Here is a 14,641-nt window from a genome sequence, read left to right as displayed (position 1 = left end):
GCTGTTGAATTAAGGGGACTTCATACTTTAGAGTTACTTTATACTTTAAGGAAACTTTTCGGTTAAATAACTCACGTTCCTAAATAATAAGTTGAAATAATTATATATATTTACTTAGAATATAATATCCCGCAAAAAATAAGGAATCACTGCTCCTTTTTTGGGAGCAGTTCGTTTTTTAATTAAAATTTAATTTAACGTTGTCATGGGTCGTTAAAACTTGTATTCTCTGTGCCGTCTCCAGAAGAAGAACGCGACAGCCAAAACAAGTATGACCGGAACAATGAAAATATACGGGTATCCGGGAAGGTCTGTCACGGTTTGGATGGCATTGTTGCCCACCGCGGTGTATGTGATGGTTCCCAAATTACCGCTTTTGGCGGCGCCGTTGTAGGTGTAATTATACGTTCCCGTGATATTGTAATATCCCTCCGATGTCGCACCGATGGAATACTCAATCACTTTTTCATTGTTGGGCGAAATCTGGTCGATGTACACCGTCGATTTACCATTGGCTTCCGTTATGTTTTTTCCGCTCACGGTCGCTCCGGGCGGCAAAATAAATTCAACACTGACGAATTGAGCCGGCGCCGTTCCAATATTTCGAATCCGGAGAACACCGTCAATTTTGGAACGGGTTTGATAGTCCACCGTATTTCCGCTGAAACTGTTATTAAATTCAAGTGCCGGAAGTTCTTCAACGGTCACCGTTACCGTTCCATTCGGCGTGTAATCATACCGGGTTCCGGCAGAGTTTGCGGCCGATACTGTCACATTTTTGAGCGTATAAGACCCGGGCGCCGTCGCTTTTAACGTATACATCAGAACGGTTTCATTTTCCCCGATATCAATGGATTTGATATTGGTTTTATTGATGGACGTTCCGGTTAACACGAACATTTCCTGAGACGGGTCCGACACGGTGACATTCAACGCTTCATATTTTCCGGTGTTCTCCACAAACACGGTCACAGTGACGATTCCGTCCACACTCATCGTGGTTGGGCTCGCGATTTTTGTTATTTTCAAAATCGGTTTTCCGGTTCCTTCTACTTTGGTGTGCCCGCCGGTTACATACCGGTTGGTGGTCACTTCAGCATTTGTCCACATGTTTAATTTAACACTTCCACGGCCGCTGGCCCGGAAATCTTCGGCCTTGATGGTATAGTTTCCATCGGTGGCGGTGAAGTTGGCGGTTCCGTTAATTTGAAGTTTGGAAGCGCTGCCGATTTGTGTCCATTTGTCATTTTTCCATTCCCAAATGGATATTTGAGCGCTGCTGTCATTGACATCGTCATCGGAAACCCCGACAATCGCATCAATGACGATATTATTCATTTGGTACCCGTCACCGCTATTGATCCAATCCGTAACTTCATAGGCTGTCGCCGGCGTTGCCGCAAAAATAAAGCATAATACAAGAAGTGCAGCCAGTATGGCAACATTTTTAGTTTTCAAAGTGATTCCTCTCTTTTTTGTTTTTCGTTTTTTAAGAATAGTTTCTTTTCAATAATAACCAAAATCCACAATCATCCGTAATCATTCAATAATTCCGCGTCATTTCAATGGATTATTTCAAAAATATTTAATGAGAATTTATCCACGACAAATTTATTTCAGAATATTTAATGAGAATTTATCCACGACAAATTTAAAAACAGGAACATGGAGGTGAAAACAATTTTTCAAGTTCCTTTAAAAATATTGTTGTATATGTCTTAAACCAATTTATTTTATTTAATATTTATGAAATGAAAATTATTTGTAAAAGGTAATTTGCAGACGTCTCATTTTTTTTGAATTTCCAGACTGATGTCCACCCATTTGGCGTCGTTGGTGACGGCGCTGAGCGAAATGACATCTATACCAAGAATGGCATATTCGCTGAGGGTCTCTTTTGAAATGCCGCCCGATACTTCAATCAGGATTTTGTCCCGCCATCCTTTTTCCGTCAAAAGAGAAACGGTTTTTCGGATTTGCGCCGGAGTCATGTTGTCCAACATTACGATATCGGCACCTAAGGATGCGGCCAAAAGTGCTTGTTCGGGATTTTCGGCTTCTATCTCTATTTTTTTAGAAAACGATGCTTTTTTCTTCGCTTCCCAAAAAGCATTTTCCAATCCCATAATTTCAATATGATTGTCTTTAATCATCACCAAATCCGCCAGATTGGAACGGTGCGCGTCTCCACCCCCGTCCACAACAGCTTTCTTTTCAAATTTGCGGATTCCGGGTGTGGTTTTTCGGGTAGCTGCAATTTTGGGCGGCAGAAGGGGCAAAGCGGTTTGATTCGTTTGAGAAGATGGATTCGGTGAGCCGGTTTTAGTTTTTTGCCGGATATTGTACGTTGAAACACTTTTTTCAACAATTTCCACATAGCTGCGGGTGTTGGTTGCAATTCCACAGAGCCGGGACAGGAAATTTAAAACCAGGCGTTCCGCCCGTAAGATCGCAACCGAGTCTCCGGCCAGTTCCAACAAAACATCGTTTGGTTTTGCGCAGTCTCCCGGATTTTTTTTCACACTGTAAGATATATTCAGGTAATCCAGAACAGCCGTTGCAATTTCAATTCCGGAAACCACACACTCCTGCTTTGTGAATATGACGGCATTGACCGGCTTATTGAAAACAAGCGTGCAAGAAAGATCGTCATCTTTGAGGTCTTCTTCTAAGAAAATCTCAATTTCCTTTGTGAATATCATTTCATTCCTTCTTTTTTCGAAAAGTATCATGATTGAGTTGAATCAATATTTCAATCCGTTTAATCTTTTTAATCCTTTTGATTTTAACTTCATTTCCGAACTTTTAGTTCTCACTCAAAAAGTATATCTAATCGTTTTATTCTTTTCATTCAAACCGAATCATTTTATTTTTTGTATATTATTATTGTACATTGCTTGTGATGTTTTACGTTGTTTTATACAACGTTTGTATATCTTGTCATTGTATATTGTTCAATATTTTGTTCAAATAAATCCAAATAAATTCAAATTATTCAATGGGGTTTTTGATTTCGTAAAAATTGATTTTTGGAGAGGATTTCGTGATTAAAATCGGAGTGATCGGATGCGGTTTTATCGGTTCTCAAATTTGCATGGCTATTGATTCCGGATTTATTGAGGCCGAGCTTACCGGAATTTTTGATTTTTCCGGCGAAAAAGTGAATTCCGTTTTGTCGGAATTAAAGAATGCCTCTCCCCAAAAATTAAATCCGGAACAATTATCTGAAATATGTGATTTAATTGTCGAATGTGCATCCCAAGAGGCGGTTTTAAAGTACGCGCCGCCGATTTTAAGCAACGGATGCGACCTGATGATTTTAAGCGCCGGCGCTCTTCAAAACCGGGATTTTTACGCCTTGCTTCAAAAGACGGCGCTTCAACATGATTGTAAAGTTTATATTCCGTCCGGGGCCATTGCGGGAACAGACGGCTTAAAATCCGCAGCTGTCGCCGGCTTAAATTCCGTCACGGTCACGACACGAAAGCCAGTTTCCGGACTCATTGGTTCTCCGTACCTTTTGGAGAAAAAAATCGATTTGTCTCAAATCAAAGAACCGATTCTTCTTTTTGAAGGAAAGGCGGCAGATGCGGTGGTGGCCTTTCCCAAAAACGTCAACATCTGTGCGACAATCAGTCTTTGCGGTATCGGTTTTGAAAAAACGGTCGTTCGAATTATTGCCGACCCGAATATTCATGAAAACATTCACGAGCTGGAGGTTTTCGGTGAGTTCGGACACATGAAAATGACCATTGAAAACAAACCTTCTCCGCAAAATCCGAAAACCAGTTATCTGGCGGCATTGTCCACCATTTCCATGCTGAAAAGAATTACCAATCCGATTCAGATCGGAATCTGACGGCAGAATAAATCTTTCTGCCATCTCTTTATTTTTTGTTCATTTTTTTTGTTCGTTTTTTTATTTTTTTTTATTTTTTTTGTTTGTTTTTATTGACCAGTTTTATTGACCGGTTTTATTGAAATCTCTTCTGACTCTGGTTTTTAAATAACAGGCATTTTTCTAACAATTTATTCTATATAGGCATCTAAATAGTGGTTCCATAAATTCAGGCATCTAATTAATTTTTATTCGTGTTGTCTGATATATCTTTTTCACAAAAAATAAACAAAACTTTTCAACTTTAGCCTCTCTATCTATCGGTTTAACTTTAAAAATAAATTTTGTTTTTCTATGATTTTTTCAGAAAATTTTATATATTTTGATATATTTCTATTTAATAATAATTATCATTTAATTCTTTACAGGTATTCTTTTGACAAAACATTTCAATATGTTTCGAGGCGGCCTTCATGAGAAATTTGATTAAAAACGAAATTGGACTCGGACTTTTGAGTTTGATAGCTTTGTTTTTGGTCCTGTATGTGGCCTCCGATCCGGTGGATCCTTCTCATGAATTTACCTGTCACAATTGTACGATTACGGCAGGAACGGTCAGCAACGACCTTTACGAGGAAGAACATCCCCAAAGCGTGGAATCTGCTTCCTTTTCCGGTGACTTTTACTCCTCTTTGAGTCTTCCTTCCAAAACGAAGGTCTCATTGGAAGGCGAAATTAATCCAACCACGTTGGCTCATCCGCCTCCGGCCGATCCGATTGACATTACCGTTTCATTTTATGACTATGAGAAACGTGAATCTACTTCTTATCTGAGGGTTTTGCTCACCCCCGATAACGGTGAAACCATTCACCCGGGAGAATTAAAAGTTTATTACACTCTCCCCGGGTCCGGCGGCTTTGTAAACAGCAGTCACGTTTCCTTTGAATTATTTTCGGGAACAAACACTTATCTTGTAACAATACAAGAGCCTGTTTTAGATTTGTTTGACAGCGGACACGAAATTCTAAATCCGCAGGGTTATTCCTATACTTTTTATATCCGTTCCCTGAAAGGAACAGATGCGGCGGATGAATTGTTTAAACCCGGAAACTCAACGTTCAGCGGGTTTGAATTCAACGCTTCCGAATCGGATGATTTGGAGTCCGGCTATTCTAATTCTAAAAATTCCAACTCCGACATTTTTGGTTCCAGCCATTTCGGTTCCGGTTTCGTTCATTTTGAATCTGAAAACACACGTTTTATGATTTTATGTTTATCAACACCGGCCATATTTGCGGCTCGGGTCCCGATAATGGGACATTCACTCAAGAGTTATGGATTTGAAAAAGGGGGACTGGCCGAATTTTCGAATAAACACGAATAAATCGGCATGATTGAGTAAAACACTCACATCTTTTACGTTCCGACAAAATCCGTAATATAAAAACAAAAACAAAAAATAGAAAACAATAGCGAACAAAGCGAAATATTAAAAAAACAAAAAACCAAACAAAACAAAAAAACAATCAAAACAAAAACAATCAAAACAAAAACAATCAAAACAAAAACAATCAAAACAAAAAAACAATCAAAACAAAAAAACAATCAAAACAAAAAAACAATCAAAACAAAAAAACAATCAAAACAAAAACAATCAAAACAAAAAAACAATCAAAACAAAAACAATCAAAACAAAAAAACAATCAAAACAAAAAAACAATCAAAACAAAAACAATCAAAACAAAAAAATATAAAAAACAAATAAAAAATACAAAAAATAAAAACAACCACAACAACCATAAAATCACGAAAAACGTAATGAAAGAAAAACAGTAAAAATGAAAAATAAAATCGTTTATATTTAAACGGGGTTTCTTTTCATTTTTAAGCGGCTTTCCTCAGAAGCTTCTTTTAAGAAGCTTCATTTTTAATTTTTTAAAAATTTGTTTTTTTAAAAATTTGTTTTTTTAAAGTTTTGATTTTTAAAATCTCTTATTTTTACATTTATTTTTACATTTCATTTTCACTTTCATATTTAAATATTTTATGAAAATATAAATTTTAATGTCAAAGCACCCTCCTTTTCAATTTATTTCTTGTCTTCTTTTTTTTGAAAGATTTCGTAAAACTTATAAAAGGTGAGCTTTAAAGATGAAGCGTTTGAAATTTCGATGAAGATGAAAGGAGGTCAATCGATGGACTCAAAAAACAAAAAGGCATATCAAGCCTATACATTACGTAATTTTAATGATTTGGATGAAATACGGCACTTATCCGAAGAAGACTTGGAAGCAGTCGAGGTGGTCGGCCAAGTTTTGCCATTTAAAACAAATAATTATGCCGCTCATGAATTAATCGACTGGGACAATGTGTCGTCCGACGCGATGTTTACGCTTCATTTTCCGCGTCGGGACATGCTGACGCCTGAACAATATGAAACGGTCAAATCTCTTTTGTTTGAATTTAAAAAGTCGGAAGACCCGTCCGTCCGCCAAAAACTGGACGACGCGGTGGAACAAATCCGAATGTCGCTTAACCCGCATTCATCGGGACAATCCCACAACATGCCGGTTTTAGACGGCGTTAAACTCACCGGCTTGCAACATAAATATCGGGAGACTGTTCTCTTTTTTCCCGGACCGGGGCAAACTTGCCACGCCTATTGTTCTTTTTGTTTCCGATGGCCGCAATTTTCAAAAATGGCCGGCGAAGACAAATTTTCCATTCGGGAAAATTATGAAATGTATATGGACTACATCAAATCCAAACCCGATGTCACCGACGTTTTGTTTACCGGCGGCGACCCGATGACCATGAATACGAATGTGTTTTCCAAGTATGTCGATCGTCTTTTGGAAGAAGATATGAAGCAAATCAAAACTATCCGGATTGGCACTAAATCTTTGGCGCACTGGCCGTATCGGTTTACGACCGACAACGATGCCGATGGCATGATTCAATTGTTTGAAAAAATCGTGGCCGCGGAAAAGCATTTGGCGGTCATGGCGCACTTTAATCATCCCAAAGAAATGGAAACGCCGGCTGTCAAGGAGGCCATCCACCGGATTTTATGCACAAACGCACAAATCCGGACACAATCTCCGGTTCTCAACCACATCAACAACGACCCCGCCCTTTGGGCACGCATGTGGCGGCGGCAAGCCGATCTCGGCTGTATTCCGTATTACATGTTTGTCGCGCGTGACACTGGCGCTAAGCATTATTTTGAAGTTCCGCTTGAGCGCGCCCAACAGGTTTTTCGGGAAGCGTATCAAAGCGTGAGCGGGATTTGCCGGACCGTCCGCGGTCCCAGCATGAGCGACCATGCCGGAAAAATTCAAATTCTCGGAACCAGCGAGGTATATGGCGAAAAAATATTCGTGCTGCGCTTTTTGCAAGGCCGCAATCCGAATTGGGTAGCGAAACCATTTTTTGCGAAATACGATCCGGAAGCGACCTGGTTTGACCAGCTCAAGCCGGCTTTTGGGGAAAAAGAATTCTTTTTTGAATCGGAAATTGAGGATTATTTGAATCCTTAATTTTTTTTTATTTTGACTTTTTTACTTTTTTTATTTTATTTTTTAATTTCAGGTTTGTTTTTTCAAAAAACAAAAAATAAACTTAAGTGTTTTTGGCTTTCTATCAATTTAAGTTTCCAAATTTTTAATCTTTATTCAAAAATTATTTTTTATCTTTATAAAAATCCTTATGCACCTGTTTTACTTTTGCCTATTGCACAAATTTACTTGTTTTTTGGGAAAAAACGTAATCAATTTATCTTATTTAGGTTCAACAAACTACTTCATTTCTATAAAATATAGTTTCAAAAAACCTACGATTATTTATAGGGGTAAATTATGTTAGTCTATTGTGAAAAATCTTTATCTATAAAAAAGAGGACTCACCACCTGATTATTGTCAAGTAGAAGTTGACAATGAATCATTTTTTGATGGTGAGTGAATTCAAACGTTCGCGTAGAATTCACTCCTATCTTGATTTTAAAGTATATTAAATAAATGTTTAACTTTGTATAAAATGAATAGGAGATAAAATATGAAAGTAGTACCATACTTATTGGTTTTGATGTTTTTAATATCAATAATTCCAGTAAATGCTGCACCGATTTATCCAAATGGAGTTTACAATACCAGTATCAATGTGAGTTTTTCAGGTGATTATAATAGCACTTGGAAAACTGAAATTATGGCTGCAGCAAATACATGGGGATATTACAGTCAAATTAATGCGCGAAAACTTTCTTTTTCCAATTCAAGTACTTACAACCAAAGTGTTGGGATTTCTTTTAATAAAGGTTCTTTACCAGCTTGACCATTTTAATACCTCATTTTGTACATTTTTTTAGATTTCTTTTAATAAAGGTTCTTTACCAGCCCAAAGTGCAATAGCTCAGACGAGTTACACACAAAAAACAGTAAGTGGTAGAACATATATCGACAGTACTCGAGTTACTTTTAACACCAATCACAACTTCAGTACAAACGGAACAATGGAAAAGCCAACTTCATATCCCAATGGAACAATAAAAAATTGGGGCAGATATGATGTTAAGAGTATTGCATTTCATGAAATTGGTCATTGTGTCGGTTTAAGTCATACCCCTAAACAAACATTCTATGAATCATGTGTCATGTATCCTGGAGCAATCAGGACGCTTGCCAATCCCGCTCCAAACGATGAAAGCGATTTGCGTGAAATTTATAATAAAATTTTAGCAAAAAGCCTTCAAAACAATAGAGCATTATCATCTGAATTTGAAATCATTTCAGACGAAATGTATGAAACTGAAATTCTAATTATCACAGATTATGCGCCTATTCAAACAGAGATGATGGATGATTTTTCAGATTTCGTTATTCACGGAAAGGTTAGGGAAATCTTACCAGCTTTGTGGAATACTCCAGATGGTCAAGCTCCCTCTTCTGAAGATTCTGATTATTACATTTTCCATGACGTTATCATTGAAATTGATGATGTTTACAAGGGAAAATTGAATAACGAACAGAATGAAATTCATGTTCGAAAAATTGGAGGAGTCATTGAAAATACTCGATGTAGAACGATGACGCCAGATTATCAAAAAGGACAAGAAGTGATTTTGTTTTTGAATAAAGATACTATACCATTGACATCAAAAAATGAACCTGAACATTATTTTGAATTAAATGAACAAGGACAAATTTATGTTAAAAGCAATGGTGTAGCAATGAATGCCTTGGGTGAGACTGTCGACATCCAAAAAGATATTCTGTCTCTATTTGCGACGGCGAATTAATTTTTAGAGGGGAATACCCCTCTTTTATTATATAATACTTTAAGGTGAAAACATGAATCAAAAGCAAGTTACTATTATTGTCTTTCTCGGCTGTTTATTGCTTGTTCTTCTCGGAATTGTTTATTATCAATCTTTGAATCCGAATGGTTCCGATTCACCGGTTTATTCGTATACTTTTTCAAATATCACGTATCCTGAATTGAGCCAAAAAAGCGATGTGGTTCTTTCCGGCGTTGTCATTCATGTAGCGGACCCGATTCCGATCAACAAGTCCACTTCAACGTCTCCCGAAATTTCTTCCCACGATTTTATTTCCGGCGGATCTTCTTATTCAGATGTGACCATTCTGGTGAACCAATGTTATCAAGGCTCGTCCATTTCGGATTTTGCTGTTATTCGCATATTTGACCACAATTTTTATGACAATTATAATTGGGGAGACTTTTTCGTTTTCTATTTGATTGAAGACCCCGGTGTAACAAAAGATGTCGGCCCAATGCATTATCTGATTATGACACCGCGCGGTCAAATCCGCTGCCAAAACGGAACTTAGGTGAACGCTTTGAATGAATCGGTCACCTACGAAGAATTGTATCATTCTTTGCCAATCGGATTGTTGGAATCTCGGCCCGGTCAGGATTTTATTTTGTCATCACGCATGGACCCGACCACATACGGACTCAATCCGTCTCATAAAAAACTCGGGCAATTTTCTTCCGCCGGACTGTCGGGAATCTCCAAAGAAACTCTTTCTTTGATTCAAAAAGATTTTACATTTTCCACAACGAGCTCTTCAATAAACTCTTCAACAGGCTCTTTAACAGGCTCCTCACCGGGTAATGCAACAACCAATACATCCCTTCAATCCAAATCGAATATTGCCCCTGCCGTTCCTTCTTTTCCGTCCGCTCACGAAGTTGCAACCGATTTAATTGTTCATTCGGATTTTGTATTTTATGGCACGGTCAAAGAGGAAGCATCCAAAATTTTACTTCAAGATAAAACGGAATCCGGCTTGATTCTCATGTCCGATGTGGTTTTTACGGTGGACGAACAAATCAAAGGACCGGTCAATAAGGCCATTTCCGTTGAGGTTTATGCCGGCAATTACGATGGGACAAAACTTTATTTTACAAATGATTTGGAAATGCCGACGGCCTGGGATTTTAAAAAAGGAGACCGGTATTTATTGTATTTGGACGAATCGGACGGCTCTTACAAAGTTATGCCGGCCGGAATCTATTCCATTCGTTGAATATATAATATTGAGACATTATTTCTTTAAAATGGTCATAATTTAAAAAGTGAAAAAATCCAATTGTTTTTTATTTTTTATAGGTGATATCATGAAACTAAATCCAAAATATATTTTTTTATTTGTTCTTCTTGCTATTATTATTTTAGCAGGACTTCTTTTTTTACAAATTCATGGCTGGACCGCAATTGAAAAGGAATGGCCCTGTTCACTCAATGACACGGGTAAAATGATGTTTTATACATGGGGCAAAGGTCAAAACAGGTTTGAAAGCATGTCAGGCAATGAACACAATCTTGAAGTTTATGGTTGCTTTCCTTCTTTCCCTCCAGTTTATGTTGAAGTTTCAGCTCCTTCCTCTTACGATGGTACTTTCATTTCCATAGTACTGGAAGATGTCCAAAATTGGTGGAATTCCATCCAAAAAATAGATCAATCATTGAAGGGAGACCAACATTTCAACACGTATTTGATCAAAAACAAAGGTTCCTTATTTAGTCATAATGTAAATTATTACGGTTTTGTGACAATAATACTTGATTCACAAACATCAAAGGATGACATGGAAAATATCTATCAAATTGTGGATGCATATGCAAAAAAAGAAGGAGTCGAAGAAATCCCGGTTATCTTTATCACAGAAACACCTTCAAGTTTGATTACAGATGAAAAAGTATGTTTTATTGTTTCTGTTGAAAAACATTACACACTTAGCAGCTACTTAAAATCAAAAATAAATCATTAAAATAATTTCTAAATCTCATTTTTATTTTTTCAATCTCAATCGGAGAAATCTCAAATGACAGGACTCTTCAATCAAAGTGAAAAAACAATCTGCTTTCTCTTGGTTCTTTTCCTTATCTTCTTTGGAATGACCTGCATTTGTTTTGCAAAAGAAGATGTTAGAGGAGTTGAAGATATTCGTGTTTTCACAGAAATGCCTCTTAACGATAGTGAAATCCAAAAATCTGTCGATCAAACGCCGCCGACAAATCCGGAATACTTTGAACAGGTTTCAAAATCACAAAGTGCTCTTGCTTCTTACGGAACCGTTCCGCTCAAAACCGGAGAAGACGCTTATGATTGGGGTCTTTCCTTACAAAGAATCTCAAGATCCATTCAGCAAGATCAAGCATTTGAAAAATATCTGGCTGTAAATGGTGGTCCGATTTGCGGTTATTCGGCCGGCATCAATGGCTTTCTTATGGTTTATTTAAATCCGAATGTAGCGGATTTAAAAACATCTCAAGACATCGAAAATATGAAACAAGTCATTGAAAAATATGCAATTGAAGAAGGAATCGAGGATGTTCCGATTGTTTTTGTAAACGGCTGTCTCAATATTGTCATGGGGACGGATGATAAATATCAACTCAAGGAAAGTCGTTATCATTCATTTTTTGGTTTTTTTAAACCTTTGTTTGAAAATAAATATTTTATTCGTTTTGTAAATCATTGAGGCGGAAATGCCTTCTTTTGAAAAAAAATATTGTTGATCATTATTCTCAAAAATATGCAGTAAAAAACACTCCGATTCTAGTTGTAAATAGTGAAATTAGTGAAATTTTTTCTATAAAAAAGAGGACTCACCACCTGAATTATTGTCAAGTCGTAATTGGCAATGAATCATTTTATGATGGTGAGTGAATTTTTCAGGGCATACCGAAAATTCACTCCTATCTTGATTTTAAAGTATATTAAATAAATGTTTAACTTTAAATAAAATGAATAGGAGATAAATATGAACTATAAGCAAAATTATCATCAAATTATTTTGGTACTATTATTGTTAACTTTTATGATTTCGATGGTTGCTCCGACTTTTGGGGCTACTGTTGTTCTTCAAAACTGGGACTTGGTTGATTCTGGCAAACATCTCGATTGGGGTGGCAGCACTGCATATCAATCAGAATTTAACTCTTCTGTTACAACTTGGAACAATTACAAATCAGGAGTTATCAGGAAAGATAGTGTGTTAAACCTTAAAGATGTTACAATTTCAGATTATTCAGCAGTCGATGGTAAAGCTGGTGTTACATCTTCAAGTGGAACATTGAAATTTAATAAATATTATATGGTCGATTTTAATACAAATGTTCGGAAAAATGTTTGTACTCATGAATTAGGGCATGCACTAGGGCTAGATCACAATCAGCAAGGTGATGTTATGCATTCTCAAGTAACATCTGTATGCACATTATCTGCAAACGACAAAGCATCTTATGATGCAGCTTACTCAAATTATTAAGGGTGTAAATCCATGAAAAAAATAATTCTTCATAAGAAAACAATATTTTCTATATTTGCAATTGGAGCAATTTTTCTATTTGCATTATGTGCAATGACTTATTACAATGCCAACAAAATAGATGACACTGAAATTCCACTTTATTATAGTCGCGGTTCCTATGTATTTGATGTTTACAATTCAGAAGAACGTGCAGGTCATGCAGATTATATCTTTATCGGGAAAATTGATAAGGTTATTGAAACCGAGTATAAATATCCAATTATGATTGAAACGGAAGAACGTGGAAAGATTGTTGGAAAAGAAGTAAAAGAACCATTTACAAATTATTCAATTACCGTTCTTGAAAATATGAAAGGAAATCTTATTCAATATCAATCAATCCCCATTCTTAAAGAAGGAGGAATCAGTCAGAATAAACGTTATTATTCAGTGTTAGAAGACGATTTTTTGCCAGAAGTTGGTAAAGTTTATATCTTCTATGCTTATGCACAACCAGATGGTTCACTTTTAGTCACGGGACCCGGTTCCAATATTGAAATCAAATCAACAATGAATACTGATTTAGATAGTATTCAAAACACAACTGAATACCAAGATACATTGAATGCCTATAAAAATCAAAAAATTTCCACAAGGGAACGATTTGTTTCAGATTATGATTCAAACAATGAGTTATAATTTTTAAGCAAAAAAAGAGAATGAAAATAAACTATCTAATTTGTTCAATCCAAGCCGAGCAAAAAAGATATTTATTGTTCATTTGTTTTTTATTTTTTTGTTTTTATCATCTTTATTCTTGCTGCTTTTCTATATCTTCCTCCAACAATTGAATTTATTCTATTTTTAGCAATTTGATGTTGGTTTAATTTCTAAAACATTAAAATATTTTCCACTTCCAACTTTTTTTATTTTTTCCACTTTTATTTTTCCCGAAATGGTTTAATATGAATACCAAGTTTGATAAACACGGTAAAAAAGAGTCGACGGCTTAATTTATAAAAGCTGAATCATTGTGTTTATGTTCTAACATTCATTTTATTTTGGTATTTTTTGCGTGATTCTCATGAACAATTCGGAAATCATTCAACGCATCCGCGCGCTCAAATCGGAAAAAAACGCGCTTCTTCTCGCGCATAACTATGCCCGGCCGGAAGTCCAAGACATCGCCGACATTGTCGGCGATTCGCTCGCACTCAGCCAAGCGGCGGTAGATGTGGATTGCGACATCATTGTGTTTGCCGGCGTTCATTTCATGGCGGAAAGCGCCTATATTTTGTCGCCCCAAAAGAAAGTGTTGATGCCCGACGCCGATGCCGGATGTCCGATGGCGGACATGGTGACGGTTGAATCTCTCCGTGCGGAAAAGAAAAAATTTCCAAACGCTGCGGTGGTTTGCTACGTCAACAGCTCGGCGGCGGTCAAAGCGGAGTCCGACATTTGCTGCACGTCCGCCAATGCAAAAGAAGTGGTGGCTTCCCTTTCCGAAGATGAAATTTTATTTATTCCCGACAAAAATCTCGGACGCTACATTTCTCTCCATACCGACAAAACCGTTCATTTTTGGAACGGGCACTGTCCGGTTCACCAACAAATCACACAGGGAGACGTTCTCGACGCAAAATCCGAACACCCCAATGCCCTGTTCTTGGCACACCCCGAGTGCCGTCCCGACGTTTTGGAGTTGGCCGATGGCATTTTCAGCACGGCCGGAATCATCAAATATGCGGCGGCTTCCAACGAAAAAGAGTTCATTATCGGAACCGAACAAGCGATGATTCACAAACTCAAAAAGGACAGTCCGGACAAGATTTTTTATCCGGTGTCTCCATACGCCTACTGTTCCAACATGAAAATGGCAACTCTGCCCTCCATCTTAAAGGCGCTGGAAACCGAAAACACGGCGGTGACGGTTCCGGAAGACATCCGAATGCGCGCGAAATATGCATTGGACCGCATGCTGGAAGTTCTTCCGAAAAAATAAAATTCATCTGATCCAATCATC

14 protein-coding genes are annotated in these 14,641 nt (G+C 37.2%); 12 read left to right on the top strand and 2 right to left on the bottom strand.

Annotation, left to right across the window (positions count from 1 at the left end; all coding sequences use genetic code 11):
* Positions 1-213: 213 nt before the first annotated feature.
* Both MsAm2_RS07430 and MsAm2_RS07425 read right to left on the bottom strand, forming a co-directional pair.
* Positions 214-1,458 carry a COG1361 family protein gene (locus MsAm2_RS07430; RefSeq protein ID WP_338097618.1) on the bottom strand — a complete coding sequence of 415 codons (1,245 nt, stop codon included), beginning with the start codon at positions 1,456-1,458 and terminating at the stop codon, positions 214-216.
* Positions 1,459-1,787: 329 nt separating this feature from the next.
* Entirely contained in the window at positions 1,788-2,702 is a 915-nt protein-coding gene (locus tag MsAm2_RS07425; RefSeq protein WP_338097617.1) for a nicotinate-nucleotide diphosphorylase, read from the bottom strand.
* Between the two features lie 341 nt (positions 2,703-3,043).
* On the opposite strand from MsAm2_RS07425, the gene MsAm2_RS07420 reads away from it, so the two are divergent.
* The 12 genes from MsAm2_RS07420 (at position 3,044) to nadA (ending at position 14,620) form a co-directional block, all read left to right on the top strand.
* Positions 3,044-3,859, top strand: a complete 816-nt coding sequence (locus MsAm2_RS07420; protein WP_338097616.1) for an aspartate dehydrogenase — start codon at positions 3,044-3,046, stop codon at positions 3,857-3,859.
* Between the two features lie 452 nt (positions 3,860-4,311).
* Positions 4,312-5,223 carry a hypothetical protein gene (locus tag MsAm2_RS07415; RefSeq protein WP_338097615.1) on the top strand — a complete coding sequence of 304 codons (912 nt, stop codon included), beginning with the start codon at positions 4,312-4,314 and terminating at the stop codon, positions 5,221-5,223.
* An 811-nt stretch (positions 5,224-6,034) separates the two neighbouring features.
* Positions 6,035-7,378, top strand: coding sequence for a KamA family radical SAM protein (locus MsAm2_RS07410; protein WP_338097614.1), 1,344 nt, complete (start codon positions 6,035-6,037; stop codon positions 7,376-7,378).
* 515 nt (positions 7,379-7,893) lie between these two features.
* A complete protein-coding gene (locus MsAm2_RS07405; protein ID WP_338097613.1) occupies positions 7,894-8,169 on the top strand; it encodes a hypothetical protein in 276 nt (91 codons plus the stop codon).
* A gap of 178 nt (positions 8,170-8,347) precedes the next feature.
* On the top strand, positions 8,348-9,133 hold the full coding sequence (locus MsAm2_RS07400; RefSeq protein ID WP_338097612.1) for a hypothetical protein: 786 nt from the start codon (positions 8,348-8,350) through the stop codon (positions 9,131-9,133).
* 52 nt (positions 9,134-9,185) lie between these two features.
* A complete protein-coding gene (locus tag MsAm2_RS07395; protein WP_338097611.1) occupies positions 9,186-9,686 on the top strand; it encodes a hypothetical protein in 501 nt (166 codons plus the stop codon).
* Positions 9,687-9,695: 9 nt separating this feature from the next.
* A complete protein-coding gene (locus MsAm2_RS07390; protein WP_338097610.1) occupies positions 9,696-10,388 on the top strand; it encodes a hypothetical protein in 693 nt (230 codons plus the stop codon).
* A gap of 91 nt (positions 10,389-10,479) precedes the next feature.
* The gene (locus tag MsAm2_RS07385) at positions 10,480-11,133 is read left to right on the top strand and encodes a hypothetical protein (protein ID WP_338097609.1); all 654 of its coding nucleotides are present in this window, start codon (positions 10,480-10,482) and stop codon (positions 11,131-11,133) included.
* 54 nt (positions 11,134-11,187) lie between these two features.
* Positions 11,188-11,847, top strand: a complete 660-nt coding sequence (locus MsAm2_RS07380) for a hypothetical protein (RefSeq protein WP_338097608.1) — start codon at positions 11,188-11,190, stop codon at positions 11,845-11,847.
* Between the two features lie 282 nt (positions 11,848-12,129).
* Positions 12,130-12,636: a M57 family metalloprotease gene (locus tag MsAm2_RS07375; protein WP_338097607.1), complete on the top strand. Its 507-nt coding sequence runs from the start codon at positions 12,130-12,132 to the stop codon at positions 12,634-12,636.
* Positions 12,637-12,648: 12 nt separating this feature from the next.
* Positions 12,649-13,317 (top strand): hypothetical protein, encoded by a 669-nt coding sequence (locus MsAm2_RS07370; protein WP_338097606.1) that lies wholly within the window; start codon positions 12,649-12,651, stop codon positions 13,315-13,317.
* A gap of 385 nt (positions 13,318-13,702) precedes the next feature.
* Entirely contained in the window at positions 13,703-14,620 is a 918-nt protein-coding gene (gene nadA, locus MsAm2_RS07365; RefSeq protein WP_338097605.1) for a quinolinate synthase NadA, read from the top strand.
* The last annotated feature ends 21 nt before the right edge of the window (positions 14,621-14,641 follow it).

This window comes from Methanolapillus ohkumae (assembly GCF_032594355.1).
Classification (GTDB): Archaea; Halobacteriota; Methanosarcinia; order Methanosarcinales; family Methanosarcinaceae; genus Methanolapillus; species Methanolapillus ohkumae.
Note: the sequence above shows the minus strand (reverse complement) of the source record. Positions and strands in the feature narration are given on the sequence as shown.